This window comes from Myxococcus sp. MH1, assembly GCF_059738865.1.
Genome location: NZ_AP026947.1, coordinates 9,669,467 through 9,688,408, shown reverse-complemented (window position 1 = coordinate 9,688,408; position 18,942 = coordinate 9,669,467). Strand labels below are relative to the sequence as shown.

14 protein-coding genes are annotated in these 18,942 nt (G+C 71.9%); 6 read left to right on the top strand and 8 right to left on the bottom strand.

The window, feature by feature from the left end; translation table 11 throughout:
* Window positions 1–57: 57 nt before the first annotated feature.
* Window positions 58–2,037: a hybrid sensor histidine kinase/response regulator gene (locus tag AC6JA9_RS38285; RefSeq protein WP_497958624.1), complete on the top strand. Its 1,980-nt coding sequence runs from the start codon at window positions 58–60 to the stop codon at window positions 2,035–2,037.
* Window positions 2,038–2,064: 27 nt separating this feature from the next.
* On the opposite strand, the gene AC6JA9_RS38280 is transcribed toward AC6JA9_RS38285, so the two are convergent.
* On the bottom strand, window positions 2,065–4,356 hold the full coding sequence (locus AC6JA9_RS38280) for a hypothetical protein (RefSeq protein WP_223750660.1): 2,292 nt from the start codon (window positions 4,354–4,356) through the stop codon (window positions 2,065–2,067).
* Window positions 4,357–4,472: 116 nt separating this feature from the next.
* Window positions 4,473–5,417 carry a drug/metabolite exporter YedA gene (gene yedA / locus AC6JA9_RS38275; protein WP_497958623.1) on the bottom strand — a complete coding sequence of 315 codons (945 nt, stop codon included), beginning with the start codon at window positions 5,415–5,417 and terminating at the stop codon, window positions 4,473–4,475.
* Between the two features lie 260 nt (window positions 5,418–5,677).
* Here yedA and hrcA point away from each other — a divergent pair, with 260 nt between their 5' ends.
* Entirely contained in the window at window positions 5,678–6,709 is a 1,032-nt protein-coding gene (hrcA, locus tag AC6JA9_RS38270; RefSeq protein ID WP_046716540.1) for a heat-inducible transcriptional repressor HrcA, read from the top strand.
* 32 nt (window positions 6,710–6,741) lie between these two features.
* On the opposite strand, the gene AC6JA9_RS38265 is transcribed toward hrcA, so the two are convergent.
* From AC6JA9_RS38265 to AC6JA9_RS38255, 3 genes are all read right to left on the bottom strand, one after another.
* Window positions 6,742–9,612, bottom strand: a complete 2,871-nt coding sequence (locus AC6JA9_RS38265) for a carboxypeptidase regulatory-like domain-containing protein (protein WP_223750662.1) — start codon at window positions 9,610–9,612, stop codon at window positions 6,742–6,744.
* Window positions 9,613–9,664: 52 nt separating this feature from the next.
* Window positions 9,665–10,570 (bottom strand): lipid kinase, encoded by a 906-nt coding sequence (locus tag AC6JA9_RS38260; RefSeq protein ID WP_324289149.1) that lies wholly within the window; start codon window positions 10,568–10,570, stop codon window positions 9,665–9,667.
* Between the two features lie 526 nt (window positions 10,571–11,096).
* On the bottom strand, window positions 11,097–11,957 hold the full coding sequence (locus tag AC6JA9_RS38255; protein WP_497958622.1) for an EF-hand domain-containing protein: 861 nt from the start codon (window positions 11,955–11,957) through the stop codon (window positions 11,097–11,099).
* Between the two features lie 163 nt (window positions 11,958–12,120).
* Between AC6JA9_RS38255 and AC6JA9_RS38250 the strand changes: the two genes are divergently transcribed.
* Complete coding sequence (locus AC6JA9_RS38250; protein WP_267699218.1) at window positions 12,121–12,591, top strand: transcriptional regulator; 471 nt, start codon at window positions 12,121–12,123, stop codon at window positions 12,589–12,591.
* Window positions 12,592–12,741: 150 nt separating this feature from the next.
* Here the strand turns inward: AC6JA9_RS38250 and AC6JA9_RS38245 are convergent, their stop codons facing one another.
* The 3 genes from AC6JA9_RS38245 to AC6JA9_RS38235 form a co-directional block, all read right to left on the bottom strand.
* Window positions 12,742–13,458 (bottom strand): HAD family hydrolase, encoded by a 717-nt coding sequence (locus AC6JA9_RS38245; protein ID WP_408888960.1) that lies wholly within the window; start codon window positions 13,456–13,458, stop codon window positions 12,742–12,744.
* A gap of 42 nt (window positions 13,459–13,500) precedes the next feature.
* Window positions 13,501–14,301 (bottom strand): hypothetical protein, encoded by an 801-nt coding sequence (locus AC6JA9_RS38240; RefSeq protein WP_223750665.1) that lies wholly within the window; start codon window positions 14,299–14,301, stop codon window positions 13,501–13,503.
* A 101-nt stretch (window positions 14,302–14,402) separates the two neighbouring features.
* Window positions 14,403–14,750, bottom strand: coding sequence for a hypothetical protein (locus AC6JA9_RS38235; protein ID WP_223750666.1), 348 nt, complete (start codon window positions 14,748–14,750; stop codon window positions 14,403–14,405).
* A 212-nt stretch (window positions 14,751–14,962) separates the two neighbouring features.
* Here AC6JA9_RS38235 and AC6JA9_RS38230 point away from each other — a divergent pair, with 212 nt between their 5' ends.
* The 3 genes from AC6JA9_RS38230 to yoaA all read left to right on the top strand — a co-directional run bounded on the left by AC6JA9_RS38230 (window position 14,963) and on the right by yoaA (window position 18,844).
* Entirely contained in the window at window positions 14,963–15,958 is a 996-nt protein-coding gene (locus AC6JA9_RS38230; RefSeq protein WP_267699220.1) for a site-2 protease family protein, read from the top strand.
* Window positions 15,955–16,707, top strand: coding sequence for a hypothetical protein (locus AC6JA9_RS38225; protein WP_223750668.1), 753 nt, complete (start codon window positions 15,955–15,957; stop codon window positions 16,705–16,707). Before AC6JA9_RS38230 ends, AC6JA9_RS38225 begins: the two co-directional genes overlap by 4 nt.
* A 139-nt stretch (window positions 16,708–16,846) precedes the next feature.
* On the top strand, window positions 16,847–18,844 hold the full coding sequence (gene yoaA / locus AC6JA9_RS38220; protein WP_223782770.1) for a DNA repair helicase YoaA: 1,998 nt from the start codon (window positions 16,847–16,849) through the stop codon (window positions 18,842–18,844).
* Window positions 18,845–18,942: the final 98 nt, after the last annotated feature.

Below are 18,942 nucleotides of genomic sequence, written 5' to 3'. Positions count from 1 at the left end.
GCCGCGCCTAGCCTGTCCGGCCAGTAAACGGTCGGGGCATACCTTGCTCCTATTTCAATGACGCCTAGCGAACACATCTCCGCCGAACGCCCGCAGGACAGCAGCACCCGTTCCAGGGCGAGCATCTTGATGGTGGACGACCACCCGTCCAACCTGCTGGCGCTGGAGGCCATCCTCGAGCCGTTGGGGCAGGAGCTCGTCAAGGCGACGAGCGGCGAGGAGGCGCTCAAGTTCCTCCTGCAGCGCGACTTCGCCGTCATCCTGATGGACGTGCAGATGCCGGGGCTGGATGGCTTCCAGACGGCCACGCTCATCAAGCAGCGCGAGCGCACCCGCACCATCCCCATCATCTTCCTCACCGCGCTCAGCCGCGACGCGGCCCACATCTTCAAGGGCTACGCGCACGGCGCGGTGGACTACCTGCTCAAGCCCTTCGACCCGGAAATCCTCCGCTCGAAGGTCAGCGTCTTCGTGGACCTGTTCCTCAAGGAGCAGCAAATCCAGCGGCAGGCGGCCTTGCTGCGTCAGCGCGAGCGCGAGGCGATGGAGCGCCAGAGCGAGCTGCGCTACCGGCGGCTCACCGAGTCGCTGCCGGAGGTGATGTGGGCGGCGCGCGCGGACGGCTCGTTCACGTACGCGAACCGCGCGGGGCGTGACTACACGGGCATCCACGAGGAGCAGCCGCTGTCCTTGAGCACCTTCCTGGAGTTCGTGCACCCGGTGGACCGCGACGAGATGCGGCAGGCGTGGGAGACGGCCATCCGCTCCAGTCAGCGGGTGGAGCGCGAGTTCCGCCTGCGCCGGTTCGACGGGGTGTATCGCTGGCACCTGGCACGCGCGGTGCCGGAGCGGGACGAGACGGGCCACGTGGTGGGATGGATTGCGGTGGCCACGGACATCGACGACAAGCGCCGCGCCGAGGAGGCGCTGGGGCGCTTCAAGATGACGCTGGACGCGACGCTGGACTGCGTCCTGATGTTCTCGCCGGACTCGCTGACGTTGACGTACGCGAACGCGGGCGCGGCGAAGCAGCTGGCGAGCACCACGGATGAGCTGGTGGGGCTGTCGGTGCTGGAGGTGGAGGGGGCGTTCGACGAGGCGGGCTTCCGCAAGCTGCTGGCGCCGCTGGTGAGTGGGACGCTGCCCAGCCAGACGTACTCCACGACGCACCGGCGGCGGGATGGCAGCGAGGTGCCGGTGGAGGTGGTGCTCCAGTTCGTGTCGGCGGCGGAGGGGCCCGGGCGGTTCATCTCCGTGGCGCGCGACATCACCGAGCGGCAGCGCGCGGAGACGGCGCTGCGGCTGGCGAGCGAGGCGAAGGACGCGTTCCTGGCGGCGGCGAGCCACGAGCTGCGCACGCCGCTGGCGGCGGCCAAGGGGCACGCGCACCTGGCGCTCCTGAAGCTGGGGGGCGAGACGGAGGCGGGGCCGGGCAAGTCGCTGAAAATCATCAACCGTCAGATTGACCGGATGGCGAAGCTGGTCGAGGACCTGCTGGACATCAGCCGGCTGCAGGCAGGAAGGCTGTCGCTGGAGCTGGAGCGGTTCGACTTCAGCCAGCTGGTGCACGAGACGCGCGACCGGATGGCGGTGTTGTCGCAGGGGCATGAAATCCAGGTGGAGACGCCGGAGAACCTGGAGGGCATCTGGGACCGCGGGCGGCTGGACCAGGTGCTGACGAACCTCTTGTCCAACGCCATCCGTTACTCGCCGGAGGGCGGGGCGGTGCTGGTGCGGCTGACGGGGGAGGGGAGCGAGGGCGTGCACCTGTCCGTGAAGGACAGCGGCGTGGGGATTCCCAAGGACAAGCAGGCGCTCATCTTCGAGCGCTTCGGCCGCGCGCACGGCAGCAAGTACGGCGGACTGGGCCTGGGGCTCACCATCAGCCAGGGCATCGTCGAGCAGCACGGCGGCCGCATCTGGGTGGAGTCCCCGGGCGTGCCGGGACAGGGCTCCACCTTCAACGTGTGGCTGCCGCGCGAGACGGAAGTGCCGGGCGTGCACCACACGCAGCCGGGCCCGCGCACGGCGAGCTGACGAGGGGCGCGAGGGCGCCCCCTCGCGTCACAGGTTGAAGCCCACGTTGCCCACGGAGATGCTGGGTCCGAAGATGAAGGACCAGCGGCTCGAGTCGACGACGGAGCCGTCCGAGCGGCGGGTGATGTCGTCGCGGAACTCCCGCGCCACCCACGCCTGCGCGCCCACCGCCGCGCCCGGACCGATGGGCACCCGCAAGCTCAGCCCCATCACCACCGCCAACGTCGGCGGGAACTCGATGTCGCCGGACTGGGGAATCAATCCCATGCCCATCAGCCCCATCTCGAAGCCGAGCAGCCGCTCCTGGCCCTCGTCATTCAAGAGCGCCAGGCGCGACACCACGCCGAAGTTGAGGATGAGCTGACCGCTGGGCTCCGTGGCCCGGTAGAGACCCGCCGGAATCGTCGCCGTCGTGTACAGCCGCAGCCGCCCGCCGCTGACGATGGCCGTCCACTGCGCCGACGGCAGCCCCGAGCGGTCCGCCGTGCTCAGCGCATAGCGCGACTCGTCCGCCACCAGCGACACCTGCACGAGAATCCGGTCGAACTGGCCCAGCTGCCCCGGCACCGGAATCGTGCGCGTCTCCCCCTGCGGCCGCAGCAACATGCGCTGCTCCACCTGGCTCTCCCCGCGCGCCGAACCATCCGGCTTGGTGACGCCGATGCGCAGCACCACCTCCTGCGCGCCCTGCTCGGGCTTGAGCCGCTCGCGGTGGATGACCACCCGACAGGAGTTGCGCATGGCGTAGTCGATGCGGTGCGGACGGCTGGGCTCCAGCACCCGGTCCTTGCCGTCCTTGTCCGCGCACACCAGCTCCACCACGCTCTCCACCCGGATGGGCACGCTCGCCTCGCGCACCGAGCGCTGCACCCGCTCCGTGACGACCACCAGGTCCGTGGTGGCCAGCTCCCCCGGCAGCGTGGAGAGCTGATAGCCGAAGCGCAGCGACACGAAGCCGCCCGCGGTGGGCTCGCCCTGCACGTACGTCGTCCCGTCGCGCGTCGTGACGGTGTACGCGCCCGCCACGGGGCGCGGCACGAAGCGGCCCTGCTCGCCGCTGGCCGCCACGTGCAGCTCCGCGGGCCGGTTGATGGGGATGAAGTCGATGGTGCCCTGGTCGCCCAGCTCCAGCGACGCCCTGGGCACCGGCAACGGCTGCGTCCTCGTCGTGTCCGACGCCACCACCGAGCCCTCCACCCGCGACGTCTGCGCGCTCACTGTCACTTGCTGCTCGGACGTGCCGCCGGTGCGCAGGAGCACGTAGGTGCCGTCGGAGGCCTTCACCACGCGCTCCACGCGGGCGCGCTGGTCGTTCATGGCCCAGAGCAGCTTGCGCGGGTCGTGCTGACAGGACACGTCCAGGCGGACCACCATCGCGGAGTTCTCCGCGTCGCGCAGCACCGTGCCGTCCACCGCCGTCAGCGGACACGCGAGCACCGGCAGCGTCTCCACCAGCACCTGGTCCAGCGCCTCGCCGCGCGCGAAGTAGATGCGCGGCGCGAGCCTCAGCCGCAGCGTCACGCTGACGTCCACGCCCGGCACGTTGCGCAAGGACACCGAGCCCTCGTTCACCTCGCAGCGCACCGGACCGCAGTCCACCGACGCCAGCGCCTCCGAGTGGCTCAGCGCCACGAAGCCCGGCCCGCGCGACACGTCCACGCCCGCCGACTGGATGAGCGGCTGGGTGAGCACCACGCGCCCGGGACGCAGGCGGAAGGTCTCCGGGTCCACCACGTTGCCGGACGCATCGAACGTGGTGACGTCCTTGCCCCAGCGCCCATGCGGCGGCGTCCAGTACAGCGCCGCGTCCGTGGGCAGCCCGCGCGCCACCGGCACCGTGCAGTTGCCCGGGCCTCGCTCCACGGAGGGCGTCAGGCACACGTCCTGACCCTCCATCAACGTCGGCTCGGCCACCGTGCGCGGCGTGCCGCTCCAGGCGACGCCCACGTGCGACAGCCCCGTGCCGCGCAGCTCCACCCGGCCCTCGTCGGGGAAGAAGTTGGTGCCCGCCGCGTCCACGCGCGGGAAGGGGCCGGTGGCGATGACGGTGACGCGCTCCTCCGTCGTCTCGCACTGGCCACCCGTGGGCGCGACCTTCAGCTCGAGGATGCGCGCGTCATCCTGCTCCACGCGCGCGGGAGGCTTGAGCGAGCGTCCGTCCGGCGACAGCGTCCAGCCGGCCCTCACGGGGCCACACAGCGTGCCCTTGGCGGTGACGGGGACGCTCGGGCCTCCCTCGGGGACCTGGATGACGGGAGCGGCGGTGGACACGCCCGTCACGAGCAGGCAGGCGAGGCAGAGCGCGCGAAGGGATTCCATCCCTCCGTTAAACAGCCCGAGACACAACCCACGTCAAGCGCCGTCTGGCCTCGTCGGCCCGGGTTGACACCGCACGTGTGTCCCCCCGGGCACGGCGGGTCCGCGAACGTCGTCCCTCAGCGCTTGCGTGTCAGCAGCACCACGGCGCCAAGAATCGCGGCCATGGCCACCCACGCCAGGGGACTCAGGGATTCGCCGGCGAACACCGCGCCCAGCAGCACCGCCACCACCGGGTTGACGTACGCGTAGCTGGTGGCGAGCGAGGGGCTCGCGTGCCGCATCATGTACGCATACGCGCTGTAGCCCACCAGCGAGCCGAACGTCACCAGGTACGCGAAGGCCGCCCACGCGCGCGGCTCCGGCATCACGTCGAACGATTCGCCGCGCAACAGCCCGAAGAGCAGCATCAGCGCGCCGCCGCACAGCATCTGCGCCGCGGGCGCCATCATGCCCGTGGGCATGGGCATGCGCCGGCCCAGCACCGAGCCCAGCGCCCAGCTCGCCGGCGACACCAGCAACACCAGCGTGGGCAGCAGGCTTCCGCCCAGCTCACCTCCCAGGTTGAGCAGCACGATGCCGCCGAAGCCCACCGCCAGCCCCCAGCGCTCCAGCTTCCCGGGCCACTGTCCGAAGAGCCCACCGAACAGCGCCGACCACATGGGCAGGCTGCCCACCACCAGCGCCGCCACGCCCGAGGGCACCCACTGCTGCGCGAAGACGAGCCCGCCGTTGCCCACGCCCAGAAGCAGCGTGCCCACCACCGCGCTCGCGCCCCACTGTCGCCCGGTGGGCACGGGTGTGCCCTTGAGCCACAGCGCCGCGAACATCAGCGTCCCCGCCAGCAGGAACCGCGTCCCCGACGCGAGGAACGGCGGCATGCCTCCCTGGAGCACCCAGCGGATGGCCAGATAGGTGGACCCCCAAACGAGGTACAGCGTCACCAGGCACAAGAGGAGGCGGCCGCGCGGGGCGCTCGGGGTGGGCGTGTCCGCGAGGGAGACGGAGGTGAGGGTGGGGGCGGGAGGCGCGGACAGGGATGACGCGGCGGATGAGGCGGTCACGGTGGCGCGGCTTGTAGCGTCGGCACACCCCGTCGGCCATGTGAGCATTGCCATACCCCACAGTCGGTCGTTCTCCCGGGCGATACAGTGCGAGTGCCCGCCCGCTCGGACGCTGGCGGACGGGGCGCGGTGGGGGCCCGCTGTCGGCCGCTCGGCGGATGGGGCGTGGATTGAACCCGCGGACGCGCTTTCTTACACTTGGGTGTTGGAGCGGTGGCCGCGAGGTGGTGGGCCACGGGCTCCCAAGTGAGAGCGCCTGGATGTCCGAAGAGCTGGGTGAACGCGAGAAGGAAGTCCTGCGAGCCGTGGTGCAGGAGTACATCTCCACGGGCGGGCCGGTGGGCAGCCAGCAGCTCACCCGGCGCCCTGGGTTCGAGGTCTCCTCGGCGACCATGCGCAACGTGCTGGCCGACCTGGAGGAGCTGGGTTTCCTGGAGAAGCCGCACACGTCGGCCGGCCGGGTCCCCACGGATGCGGGCTACCGCTTCTACGTGGACACGCTCGTCAAGCTGAAGGACCCGACGCCCAGGGACCGGGAGCTCATCCACGCGGGCCTGTTCCATGAGGCGAACCTGGAGGAGATGCTGGGCGAGGCGAGCCGCATCCTCCACTCGCTGACGCGGCATGCGGGCGTGGTGGTGACGCCTCGGCCCGACTCGGCGGTGTTCCGGCGCATCGAGTTCGTCCGGCTGCGCGAGGACCGGGTGCTGGCCATCCTCGTCGGGCAGAGCGGGCAGGTGGTCAACAAGGCCATCACGGTGGACTTCCCCATCACCTCGGACGAGCTGATGCGGGCGAGCAACTTCCTGTCGGAGCTGCTGCACGAGGTGCCGCTCGAGGAGGCGCGCGAGCGCATCCGCGCGGAGATGGACCAGGAGCAGGCGCTCTACAACGCGCTGACGGCGAAGGCGCTCAAGCTGGGCGCGGCCGCCACGGACCTGCCGACGACGGAGCGCGTGCTCATCCAGGGCACCGGCTCCTTCCTGGAGCAGCCGGAGTTCGCGGACGTGGAGCGGATGCGCGCGCTGTTCAAGGCGCTCGATGAGAAGCACCGGTTGCTGTCGCTGCTGGACCGGGTGCAGCGCGCGAACGAGATGCAGATCTTCATCGGCGCGGAGAGCGACTTCTCGGCCGCGGGTGACGTGACGGTCATCGCCAGCCCCTACGGGAACCAGGAGCAGGTGCTGGGCACGGTGGGCGTCATCGGCCCGACGCGCATGGACTACCGGCGCGTGATTCCGCTGGTGAACTTCACCGCGCAGGTGCTCTCGCGCGTGCTGGAGAAGGTGTAGCCCGACGCAGGGACGGGCGCGTGCCGCGCGGCCTACTCCGCGCGGGTGGCGAACAGCTCGCGCTCCTGCCCTTCGCGTCGCACCTGGAGCCGCACGGGTGAGCCCGGCGTGCCCCGTGTCCTGGCCTCCGCCTCCGCGCGGTCCCTCACCACGAGGCCATCCACGGAGACCAGCCGGTCTCCCACGACCACGCCCGCGCGCGCGGCGGGCCCGTCCGGCGTCAGCCACGCGACCTCCACCGAGCCGCGCGCCTCGCTGAAGCCCGCCCCCACCGTGCCCGGCTGCGCGCGGCGCGGAGACACCGTCACGTCGCCCACGTCCGTCGTCTCGCCCGGCTTCACCTTCACCGCGCGCGTCTCCACGCGGCCCTCGAACGGCATCAGGCGCACCGTGTGCGGCCCGGGGCGCACGTCCGGGAGCTGGAAGCGTCCGTCCGGGCCGGTGTGCGTGTCGGGCTTCGCGGACACGGGCTGGTCCAGGAACACCGCCACGCCCGCGGCCGGTCCCCCATTGCGCGCCCACACCGCGCGCCCCGCGATTCCCGCGGCGCCCGTCCCCTCGAGCTCCACCTCCACCTCGCTCGCGCCGCCCGGCGTCAGCGCCACCTGCGCGGAGCCCGTGCGCCCGTCTCTCGCGCGCACGTGCACCTTCAGCGCCTGTCCCGGCGCGTCGAGCAGCTCGAACGTGTCACCCGTGAAGTGCCGCGTCGACGGCGCCTCCGCCTCCCAGGGCAGCTCCTCGCCGCTCGCCTCCGTCAGCGTCAACGTGAAGCCATCCGGGGGGGTACCCCCTTTCGCGACCAGTTTCCCGCGCAGGCGCGCCGCCGGCTTCAGCCGCAGCTCCACCAGACCCTGACCCTCGCTCACCGAGGGCACCCTCACCGTGCGTCCCGCGTTGTACGCCGCCAGCTCCGCGAGCGGCGGCGCGCCCTGGGGACGCGTGGGGACCTCGAACGTGCCCTCCTCGTTTGCCTGCACGCGCAGGATGAAGGGCATGTCACCGCCCTGCACCGCCGCGACGATGGCGAAGGGACTGGGGGCGCCCGAGGGCTCGCGCACCGTGCCGGAGATGCCGCGCTCCTCGAGCAGCACCAGGTCCTGCTGCACCGCGCTCCCCGCATGGACCGTGACGCTGGGGTCATCGTCCTGGAAGTAGATGAAGCGCGCGCGCGGCAGCACCGCGGTGAGCTGGTACACGCCCGCGGGCAGCTCCATCGAGTACACGCCCTGCGCGTCCGTCTCCGCGTAGCTGATGTTCGCCGCGCCGCCGCCCGTCGACGTGCGGGCCACGGCGCGCACCAGCGCGGGCTCGGACGGAGGCTTGCCGGACGCCTGCGTCACGCGGCCCTGCACCATGCCGGTGTCCGCCAGCACCAGCGTCGTCCAGACAGACCGCTTCGGCAGCAGCGTCTCCACCTTCTCCGTCCATCCCTGGACGCCCTCGCGCCGCGCGCGCACGTGCACCTGTCCGGGGACCAGCTCCCGGAACGCGAACGCGCCCCTCGCGTCGGTGTGCGTGGTGCGCGCCGCCACACCCGAGCGGCGGCCCGCGTCCAGGCGCACCTCCGCGCCCTCCACGGGCGTGCCGCGCGCGTCCTGGACGATGCCCTGCAGGCTGGCGCTCGCGGGCTCCAGCTCGAAGTCCAGCTGCGTGAAGACGCCGGTGCCGACCTCCACGTTCGCCTTCATGCCTCGCGAGAAGCCCGGCGACTGGACCACCACGTCGTAGCTGCCTGGAGGCAGTCCCAGCCGGTAGATGCCGCCACCGCCGAGCGTCGTGCGCGCGAGCTCCCCCTGGCTGTCCGCGGGGTGCACCACCAGCTCCGCGGAGCGCACCGGGAAGGCGACGTCGGTGGAGCGCACCTCGCCCGTCAGGCCACCCTCGGCGCCCAGCGTGAGGGTGAGGCCGCGCAGCGTCTGGCCGGGGCCCACGAACAACGTCCCGGGCGCGCGACCGACCGCGTCGCCACGCTGCGCGGTCAGCACCCAGTTGCCCATGCCCACTTCCAGCGCGAACCCGCCGCCCTCGCTCGAAGTCGTCTCCAGGGGCGTCAGGCCTCCCGTGGCCCGCACCCGCGCGCCAGGGGCGGGCTGCCCCTTCGCGTCCACGACATACCCCTCCAGCGTGCCCGCGCCCCACAGCCCCACCACCAGCTCCCCCTGCTGGGGGACGTGGAGGAAGAGCAGCTCGCGGCGACTGAAGCCGGGCGCCTGCGCGGTGAGCCGGTAGCGGCCGGGCGCGAGGCCGGACAGCTCGAACTGGCCACGGCCGTCGCTCGTCGCCGTGGCCGCCTCCTCCGCGAGCTCCACGGGCTGGGCCCAGGAGAAGGCCGTGCCCGGGTAGGGATGGAGCGTCACCTCGGCCAGGGGCACCGGCTCACCGCCGCCCTCCTCCACCGTGCGGCCTCGCAACGTCACGCCCTCGGTCAGCGTCAGCTCGACCACCGTCTGGGGCAGGTCCTCCGGGCGGGTGGCCTCGCGGCGCGCGGGGGCGTGGCCCGGGGCTTGCGCCGTGACGAGATAGTCACCGGGGCGCGCGGGGAGCTGGACGGTGCCGTCCGGGCCCGTGGTCCCCTCGCTGGTGAGTCGCCACGTGGGCTCGCGGCGTTCATCGGGAGGCCGGCGGAAGGCGCGCACCTTCGCGCCCGCCAGGGGCCCCTGGGGCCCGGTGACGCGCACGAGGAAGGCGCCCTCGTCGGGCGTCACCGGCGTGTCACGCGGCGTGGCGGGCGCGGAGCTTCCAGGGGCGGGCCGCGTCGTCTCGCCGTTGAGGGGGCGAGGCGGGGTGGGCTCCTTCGCGGGGGCCGCCTCGCCCTGATGCGGGACTCGGAGCCAGAGCAGGAGCACGGCGCAGAGGGCCAGGAAGGCGGCGATGATGAAGGGACGGTGGAAACGCTGTCGCATGGCTCGTCCTCGCGGAGAGGCCAGCGTAAGCCACCCTGAAACAATTCGGAATTCAGGAGGGCGCGGGGGCGTAGACGCGCAGCGCCGCGGGAGCGACCTCGAAGCGCATGGGCGTCATCCCGATGAGCTCCCCGTCCGCGTTGATCTCCTGGGCGGGCGTGGCCTCGACGTAGAGGCGCGCGGCGCGCAGCGAGGTGACGGCGGGGTGGTCCACATGCTCTCCGCTGCGGAGCGACAGGGCCACGCGCGCCAGGGTGGCCAGGTCCTGGAGCTGGCCCAGGCCCGTGCCGTCGCGGCCCGAGCTCGCCGACGGGGCCTCGATGGCGTAGACGTGCAGCCGTCGGTCGTCCAGTCGCGCGTCCGGCGCCACCATGATGCCCGCGCCGTGGTAGCGGCCATTGCCCACCACGAGCTGGAGCACGTCCATCTCCACCTCCTGTTCGTCCGCCTTGAGCCGGATGCGGAAGGGCTTGAGGTCCATCACCTCGGCGGCGGCGGCCACGGGATAGGCGAGCACGCCGGCGCGCTGCTTGAGTCGCTTCGTCAGGCGTTTGGCGATGGCGGTGGCCAGGCCCAGGCTCGCCGCGTTGAGGAAGGGGCGACCGTTGGCGAGGCCCACGTCCACGCGCGCCGCGTAGCCCCGGGCGATGACGTCGCACGCGGCCTCCACGTCGGCGGGGATTCCCAGCGAGCGCGCGAAGTCGTTGCCCGTGCCCAGCGGCAGCACGCCGAGCGTCACGTCGCGACCCAGCAGGTGGCCCACCGCGCCGCTCAGCGTCCCGTCTCCACCTCCGACGAGGATGCGGCGCGTGCCCCGCTCGAGCAGCTGTTCCAGCACGCGGCGCAGTCGTCCGCTTCTGGACAACGCATGGCTCTCCGCCAGCACGACACCCCGGGAGGCGAGGGCGCTCCTGGCGAGCGCATAGGCTTCCCGGCCCGAGCGGGACTGCGTGTTCACGACCAAAGCCGCGGGGCCCTCGTCGAGAGGCAGCCGGCGGGGAGGCTCGATGAGCGCGGGTTCCAGGGACCTTCTCCTTGTCGCGTGGTCGGCAAGATGTGCACGCCCCGTCCGCGAGGCCAGCGGGCCCCGGAGGACGAGGCTCGCGGCGAGCGCGGGGCCGGGAGCCTCCTCCTGGGGCCAGGCCCTCCATCCGGAGGGTGAAGGGCTCGGTGTGGGCCTGCGGGCCCGCCCGACATGACGGAGGACGTCATGGCTCCATGCGTGGGGCCGGGCTCATGGGGATCTCCCGTAGGGAGGAGCCTCGGGTGGACGCAGTGGCTTCGCGTCGGTGGGGCACCACGGGCCTGGCGACCGCAGCGGGTGGACGCAGCGGCTTCGTATCGGTGGGGCACCACGGGCCTGGCGGCCGCAGCGGATGGACGCAGCGGCTTCGTGTCGGTGGAGGCGTTCGAGCGACCCTGTTCGCCGCAGCGGGTGGGCCCCGCAGCTTCGTGCCGGTTCGGTGGCGCGCGGACGCAGCGGCTCAGCGCTCCGCGTCGTGGCCTTCGGTGATGCGCTGCTGAAGGGCTTCTCTCAGCGGTAATGCCTCCGCGGTGCTCAGCACGCCGTCCGCGTCGGTGTCGTACGTGGTGAGCACCTCCGCGCGCCGCTTCCAGGCCGCCTCCACGCGCGCCTTGCGCAGCGTCGCGCGCTCCGATGCATCGAGCACACCATCGCGATTCACATCGTACGTCTCGAGCCACTCCCGTCGCAGGAACTCCCAGCGGGCGCGCCGCGCCTCACGCACGACCCGTCGCTCGGTCTCATCCAGGACGCCATCGCCGTTCGTGTCGTACTGCTCCAGTCGCTGCGCACGCAGGCGCTGGCAACGTGCCTCCATGGCATCCCCCAGCGCGGCGCGCTCCTCGGGCGACAGCGCGCCGTCCGTGTCCTGGTCGAAGACCCAGCGCACACGCCAGAAGGCCTGCGGTCGGACACGCCGGCCCTCGTGCACCCGTCGGGAGTCGAGGCTGTCGCGTCGCTCGCCCAGGTCCACGCGCAGCGCGCGAAGCTCTCGCCGTCCCAGCACACCATCCGCGTTCTCGTCATGGCGGGCCACGACTCGAGCGCGGTGCGCCTCGAAGTCGCACACGTCACCGGTGTCCGTGGGCTCGGTCCGCCCGTCCTCCAATTCCTCCTCCACCATGGCCTCCAGCCGTGGCGTGTCCGCGTCCACCACCGCGTCCTCGCCGAGCCCGCCCTCTTCCTCGGCGAGCGCGAGGTAGGACGCGGCCTCGCGGACATGGGGCGCGGCGGCTTCGTTCGACTCGGGGCCGCAGGCGGTCAGTCCCCACGCGAGGGCGAGGCGCAGCGTGGCGGCGAGGATGCGGGTGCGTCGGTTCATCGGATGCGCTCCGGGTGAGGGGCCGCGGTGTCCGGCCTCGCACGGCTCGAACCTCTTGGGTGGGAAGAAGTTGCCGCGCCCCTTCCCTGTGCATGGGTGGCTGCGCACCTTCCAGGCAAGGCCGGCCCTGTGCCGGTGGAGCACACAGCCCGGAGGGCGACGCATGGCACGAGGAAGCAAGGCGAAGTACACGGCGAAACAGAAGCGGATGGCCGAGCACATCGAGAAGGGCTACGAGGACAAGGGCACTTCGGAGAAGACCGCGGAGGCTCGGGCCTGGGCCACGGTGAACAAGCTCACCGGTGGCGGCATGAAGGGCGGCTCCGGCAGCAAGGCGAAGGCGGCGCGCCGTCGTCCCAAGGCCCGCGCCAACGCGCGCAAGGCCGGAAGCAAGGGAGGCCGCCGCACGGCCACCAAGCGCGCCACGTCCAGCCGGAAGTCCACCGCGCGCAAGCCCACGCGCGCCACGCGCTCCGGCAGCAAGTCCACCGCGCGCCGCACGGCCGCCAGGCGCGCCACGGCCCGTCGCTCATCCACGAGCAGCCGCTCTCGCGGCGGCACGGCGCGCAAGACCACCAGCCGTCGCGGCACCACCGCCCGGCGGACCTCGCGCGGCGGGCGCTCGCGCAAGTAGCAGTCCCCAGGTCAGGCGCCTCCATCTCGAGTGAGGCGGTGCGCCTGGCCTGTCATGCGTTTCGAGCCAGGCTCGACGAGGTGCCTGACGCGCGCCAGCGGGCGAGCAGGACCCGATGCGCCGTCCGGAGTCCGGCGGCGCACGCGGCGCTCAGCGCGGCTCTTCATCCTTGGCGGCGGGCGACGCGCCCGGCCCGTTCCACGGCCACTCCACCGAGGACTCCTCGGCCAGCCGCAGCAGCTCCCCCGCGTCCTTCACCAGCGTGCGGCAGCCCGCCGCGCGCAGGTCCTCGGCCAGGAAGCCCCCGGCCAGCACACCCACCGTGGGCAGGCCCAGCTTGCCGGCGGCGAGCGCGTCGTAGGGCGTGTCCCCCACGACCACCGCGGTGCTCACGTCCGGGCGGCCCAGCCGCGCCAGCGCGCTCTCGAAGATGTCCGGGTGGGGCTTGCTCTTGTCCACCTCGTCCTTGCTGGCCTTGGCCTCGTACAGGCCCTCGATGCCGCACAGCCGCACGTAGTGCTTGAGCTCCTCGTCCTTCGCGCTGGACGCCAGCGCCAGCCGCCGCCCCTGCTGACGCAGCCGCTGGAACAGCTCCCGCACGCGCGGGAAGGGCCGCACCTTGGGCAGGAACTCGTCCAGGAACAGCTTGGAGCGGTACTCCTCGAGCTCCTTGCCGAAGCGCTCCAGCTCCTCGTCGTTGAAGAACACGGGGATGAGCTGGTCGGCGCCCTTGCCAATCTGGCTGCGCACGTGCGCGAAGGGGACATCCCGTCCGAAATGCAGGAACGAGCGTCGCCACGCCTCGGCGTGCTCGTCCACCGAGTCCACCAGCGTTCCATCCACGTCGAAGATGACGTTCTCCACCATCACTCGCCTCCCGGGCGAAAGTGGGGACGCACCTGTCGAGGGTCAACCGCCCGAGGGAGGGTTCTCCTCCGTGGCCTCCACGAGTGTCCGCGTCTTCACATCGTAGCCCTCGGGCGCCACGAGGGTGAAGGCGTCGTTGGGCGGCGGCTTCGTCAGCTCCAGCTGGATGAGCGTCGTCGCGCCCACCTTGCGGCCTCCCAACCAGCGGCTCAGCCGCTTCGGCACGCACAGGCCCAGCTGGGGGTCGCAGTGCTCCTCCTCCATCCGCACCTCCGCCTCCGTCCCGTCCGGCGAGCGCGAGCGCTTGGTCAGGAAGTCGAGCTGCGGCCAGCGCAGCACGTACACCAGCTCCACTCCCTGGGCCTCGCCGCCGAGCGACAACGAGAGCTCCACGGCCTCCTCGGCGCGCGCGTGCTTCACCCGGCGCAGCGTGGCCCCGTGCGACACCAGCGGCGCGCGGAAGCCCTCGGGGATGAAGGCGCTGAAGGTCTGCGTGAGGAAGCCCGCGAGCTTCGCCGGAGGCAGCTCCGACTTGAACGTGGTGAAGCGCTTCTCCCCGTCGAGCTGCTCGAACAGGTGCGTGCCGTCCCACGAGAAGATGCGCGCGGGGGGCTCGCCCAGCGTGCCGCGCATGCGGTCCGGCGCGCGGTGCTCGAAGGTGAAGGGCACCGCGTCCTGGCCCTCGTCCTTCACAATCCCGATGATGCCGTAGCCGGACAGCTTCTGGTCACGCTCGACCAGCCGCGTCTTCACCTGCGAGGCCAGCGCCGCGACGTCGTCCGACTTCCGAGAGCAGCCCGCGAGGACGAGCACGACACAGCACACGAAGAGGCGAGGGGACATGGGGCGCGAGTGGGGCAGGAGGAGGGCTGAAAAGCAAGGAGGCCCGCCTGTCGCCAGGGGGCCTCCCGAGGTCGCCGAACCCTGAAGGGCCGGCTGCCTGACTACTTCACCGCCACGCCGGTGGCCGTGGAGGAGGTCACGCCGATGATGGTGCCGAACAGGGCGTAGATGCCGTGGCGGGGCGTGGTGCTGGCCGACTTCAGGTCGACCTTGGAGGCGCCCATGGCCTTCGCCTCGGCGATGAGGAGCTTGTTGACGACGGTGTCCAGGTCGCTCTGGACGATGTCGATGATGTGGAAGATGGCGGTCAGGCCCAGCGCGTTCGTCTGGATGACGGCCACGGCCTCACCGTTGGCGGCGATTTCGGTCCCGGAGACAACGGCGCTCTCGACGCTGGTGCAGCCGATGAGGCTGGACGCGGCAACGGCCGACAGGATGAGCTTCTTCATGGTTTTCCCCTCTAGTGAGTGTCGCTTGTCCGGTGGACGAGCACCCACGAGGGCGCACGTCCGTTTGAAAGTGACCTTCAAGCGGGCGCGGTCGTACCAGATGTCGACCCCATGTCAAGGTCCGTCCGGACACACTGTATGGCCATGGTGGATGCGCGCCCGCGTTGTAATGCGCACCTCGCCTTGCTAGCCCAGAACCCGAGGCTCCCTGAATGGACTCCGTCCCCGTCGCACGTCCCGCGCCCAGGTACTGGCTGCACCTCTTGCTGCTGCTGTTGACGGTGGCGACGACCTTCACGTCCTACCTGCTCTACTTCCACTTCCAGCGGCCGTACTCGCCCGACGAGGTCTCCACCGAGGCCGCCACGCGCGCGCTGTCGTTCAGCCTTTCTCTGCTCGCGATTCTCGGTTCTCACGAGATGGGTCACTACGTGCTGGCGCGCCTGCACCGGGTGGACACGTCGCTGCCGTACTTCATCCCGCTGCCGGTGTTGGGGGTGGGCACGCTGGGCGCGGTCATCCGCATCCGCGACCGAATCCCCCACCGCAACGCGCTGGTGGACATCGGCGCGGCGGGGCCGCTGGCGGGGCTGGTCGTCGCGCTGCCCATCCTGTACTGGGGGCTGTCTCACTCGGCGGTGGTGGACGCGCCGAAGGTCGCCTCGCAGTTCCCCGGCGAGTCCTCGCTGTGGGTGTACGGCAAGGAGCTGTTCACCTGGGTGATGGCGAAGGTGACCCACGCGCCGCCCGCGCCGGAGCAAGCCTTCCATGGCGTGCAGACCCTGTTTGGTGACAGCCTGTTGATGCAGGGGCTGACGTGGCTGGCATTGGGCCCCCTGCCGGAGGGGAAGGACGTGCTGGTGCATCCGGTGGTCATCGCGGGCTGGTTCGGTCTGCTCGTCACGTTGCTCAACCTGATGCCCATGGGGCAGCTGGATGGGGGGCACCTGGCGTTCGCGGTGCTGGGGCGCCACGCGCACTGGGTGGGGCGGCTGATGGCCGCCGTGCTGCTGTTCCTCACGCTCTTCGTCACCGCGTCCTGGGGGCTGTGGCTCCTGGTGACGAGCAAGGTGGTGGGCTTCGGGCATCCGGAGGTCGTGTACCCGCAGGAGCCGCTCAGCCCCACGCGCAAGCTCATCTGCGCGCTGTGCCTGCTGGCCCTCATCGGCTGCGCGATGCCCGTGCCCCTGCGTCAGGTGGTGTCATGAAGTTCCAGTGCGAGGCGTGCGAGCGGCTCATCCCCCTGGAGTCCTACCGGCTGGAGTCCGGAGGGCTGGTGGTGTCGTGTCAGCGGTGCGGCGCGGAGAGTCGCGCCCGGGCCGCGCAGCCGCTGGCGGTGACGCCGTCGGTGGGCGGCGAGCCGCTCGCCAGCGCGAGGCCCGCGGAGGAGCCCGTGTTGGAGTCCGCCGCGCGCGCCGGTGCTCCGGCCCTGCGGGTGGTGCGGGGCGCGGTGGCCGCGGCGCCGCCGCTGGACGACGAAGCGCTCTTCGTGCCGCCGCCCGGTCACTGCCCCAAGTGCGTGTCGACGCGGCGCGAGGTGGACACGTCCTGCTCGCAGTGCGGGTTGGTGTACGCCAACTTCGTGGAGTCGGAGCACCAGCCCTCGGAGGCGCTGCGCGAGGAGTGGCGCCGGCTGGCGGGGGAGTGGGGACAGTGGGAGGCGCATGACCGGCTGCTGACCCTGGCCATGGGGCGCGGGGAGCTGGCGACGGCGGGCCGGCTGTACCGCGTGCGGCTGGCGCGGGCGCCGGACGACGCGGTGGCGCAGCGGGCGCGGGAGGAGATCGTCCGCCGCGCCACGGTGGTGGTGCCCACGGAGGTGGAGGGCGCGGGGGCGTCGCTGCTGTCGCGGCGGATGCGCGGGGTGGCCATCGCGGTGCTCTTCCTGGTGGTGCTGCTGATGTCCGCCTTCATCATCCAGCGCGTCGGCGTGCTCCTGTCCGGCGACGTGCCCTGACGAATCCTCCGGCGCGAAACGCCCCGTCGCCAGGCGGCCGGCCGTGCGGGCCGTGGCGCTCGCGGGTGGTCGGAAACGGGCTCCGGACGCGGGTGGCTGCTATCGTGTCGGGCCGCTTGCGCGAGGCTGGCCACTCCCGATGACGCTCCCCGTCTCTCCCACTCTGTCCGTCGATGGCCTGCTCGGTCCGGGGGGCGCGCTCCAGGTGGCGCTGCCGGCGTACGAGCACCGCCCGGAGCAGCTCCAGATGGCGCGCGCCGTGGAGCGGGCCTTCGCCGAGCGCAGCTACCTGTTGGCGGAGGCCGGCACGGGCACGGGCAAGACGCTCGCCTACCTGGTGCCCGCGCTCTTGTCGGGCCGGCGCGTCGTCGTGTCCACGGCGACGAAGACCTTGCAGGACCAGATCTTCTTCAAGGACCTGCCGCTGTTGCGCGAGAAGATGGGCCTCACCTTCGAGGCGGCCTACCTCAAGGGGCGCAACAACTACCTCTGCCTGCACCGCTACGAGGCGTTCTCCAAGGACCCGCAGTTCGCCACGCGCGAGGAGTCGCGCTACTGGCCCAAGCTGAAGGCCTGGGCGGAGGACACGCAGACGGGCGACCGCGGCGAGTTGGATTTGCCCGAGTCCTTCAGCGCCTGGCCCCGGCTGTCCACCACGTCCGAGACGTGCGTGGGCACGCGCTGCCCGCTGTACGAGACGTGCTTCGTCACGCGCATGCGGAAGCGCGCGGAGGGCGCGGACCTGCTGGTGGTCAACCACCACCTGTTCTTCGCGGACCTGTCCCTGCGCAGCTCCGGCAAGCGCACCGAGGGCGTGCTGCCCTTCTACGAGGCGGTCATCTTCGACGAGGCGCACGCGCTCGAGGACGCGGCGAGCGGGCACTTCGGCGTGGGTGTCTCCAACTACCGGTTGGAGGAGCTGGCGCGCGACGCGGTGGCGGCGCTGAAGGAGGAGGACTCGCGGCACGCGATGCTGCGCGCGCTGGCGGCCCGGCTGCGCACCGGCGCGGACGCCTTCTTCGCGCAGGCACCCCGCGCGCTGGGGCTGTCCGGCCACGAGGCGTCGGTGACGCTCCAGGCGGAGGGCATGGCGAAGCTCACCAGCGCGCTGGGCGGCGTGCGCGAGGGGCTGGGCGCGCTGTCCGCCTTCACCGCGGGCGAGCGCGAGCCGGAGCTGGCGGCCATCACGCGCCGCGCGGACGAACTGGAGGAGCAGCTCACCTTCCTGGAGAAGGCGGAGTCGACGGACCACGTGTACTGGGCGGAGCAGCGCGGCAAGGGCCTGTTCCTGCGCGCCAGTCCCATCGACGTGGCGAAGGAGCTGCGCGAGCGGATGTACGGCGCGCTCGACACCGTGGTGTACACGTCCGCGACGCTGGCGGCGGAGAGCCGCTTCGACTTCTTCGCCCGGCGCATGGGGCTGTACGGCGAGGACGGCCAGACGGTGACGCGCGTGCGGACGCTGGCGGTGCCCAGCCCCTTCGACTATCCGCGCCAGGCCGCGCTGTACCTGCCCACGCACCTGCCGGACCCCACCGCGCCGGGCTTCATCGAGGCGGCGGCGGAAGAAATCATCCGGCTGTGCGAGGTGACGGGCGGGCGCGCCTTCGTGCTCTTCACGTCGCTGCGCAACATGGTGCGCGCGTACGAGCTGACGGCGGGGCGGCTGCCGTATCAAGCCCTGCTGCAGGGCGAGCGTCCCAAGGCGCAGCTCCTGGAGGCGTTCCGCGACACGCCCAGCGTGCTCTTCGCGGCGCACAGCTTCTGGGAGGGCGTGGACGTGCCCGGGGACGCGCTGAGCCTGGTCATCATCGACCGGCTCCCGTTCGCCTCGCCGGGAGACCCGCTGGTGGCCGCGCGCATCAAGCAGCTGCAGTCCCGGGGTGAGGAGCCCTTCGAGCAGTACCAGCTGCCCCAGGCGGCGCTGGCCTTGCGCCAGGGCTTCGGCCGGCTGATTCGCACACAGTCCGACAAGGGCATCGTCACGATGCTGGACCGGCGCATCCGCACCAAGGCGTACGGGCAGGTGTTCCTGGACAGCCTCCCGGACGCGCGCCGGGTGGATGACCTGGTGGAGCTGAGCCGCTGGTTCAACGGCCCGGTGCGCCCCCTGCGCATCCTGCGGCCGGTGGACTGAGCGGCGGATTTTCCGGGCGGAAATGGCCCGGATAAATCGCCCGCTGCGTATGCCCCTGGCGGGGTGTGTCCCCTCCTGTCGTCCCCGCTCCCAGGGTG

What these genes read in the sequence shown, in the direction of transcription:
- AC6JA9_RS38285 (WP_497958624.1), top strand. Translation starts at nt 58, where the DNA reads ATGACGCCTAGCGAACACATCTCCGCCGAACGCCCGCAGGACAGCAGC.
- AC6JA9_RS38280 (WP_223750660.1), bottom strand. Translation starts at nt 4,356, where the DNA reads ATGGAATCCCTTCGCGCGCTCTGCCTCGCCTGCCTGCTCGTGACGGGC.
- hrcA (WP_046716540.1), top strand. Translation starts at nt 5,678, where the DNA reads ATGTCCGAAGAGCTGGGTGAACGCGAGAAGGAAGTCCTGCGAGCCGTG.
- AC6JA9_RS38265 (WP_223750662.1), bottom strand. Translation starts at nt 9,612, where the DNA reads ATGCGACAGCGTTTCCACCGTCCCTTCATCATCGCCGCCTTCCTGGCC.
- AC6JA9_RS38255 (WP_497958622.1), bottom strand. Translation starts at nt 11,957, where the DNA reads ATGAACCGACGCACCCGCATCCTCGCCGCCACGCTGCGCCTCGCCCTC.
- AC6JA9_RS38250 (WP_267699218.1), top strand. Translation starts at nt 12,121, where the DNA reads ATGGCACGAGGAAGCAAGGCGAAGTACACGGCGAAACAGAAGCGGATG.
- AC6JA9_RS38245 (WP_408888960.1), bottom strand. Translation starts at nt 13,458, where the DNA reads ATGGTGGAGAACGTCATCTTCGACGTGGATGGAACGCTGGTGGACTCG.
- AC6JA9_RS38240 (WP_223750665.1), bottom strand. Translation starts at nt 14,301, where the DNA reads ATGTCCCCTCGCCTCTTCGTGTGCTGTGTCGTGCTCGTCCTCGCGGGC.
- AC6JA9_RS38235 (WP_223750666.1), bottom strand. Translation starts at nt 14,750, where the DNA reads ATGAAGAAGCTCATCCTGTCGGCCGTTGCCGCGTCCAGCCTCATCGGC.
- AC6JA9_RS38230 (WP_267699220.1), top strand. Translation starts at nt 14,963, where the DNA reads ATGGACTCCGTCCCCGTCGCACGTCCCGCGCCCAGGTACTGGCTGCAC.
- AC6JA9_RS38225 (WP_223750668.1), top strand. Translation starts at nt 15,955, where the DNA reads ATGAAGTTCCAGTGCGAGGCGTGCGAGCGGCTCATCCCCCTGGAGTCC.
- yoaA (WP_223782770.1), top strand. Translation starts at nt 16,847, where the DNA reads ATGACGCTCCCCGTCTCTCCCACTCTGTCCGTCGATGGCCTGCTCGGT.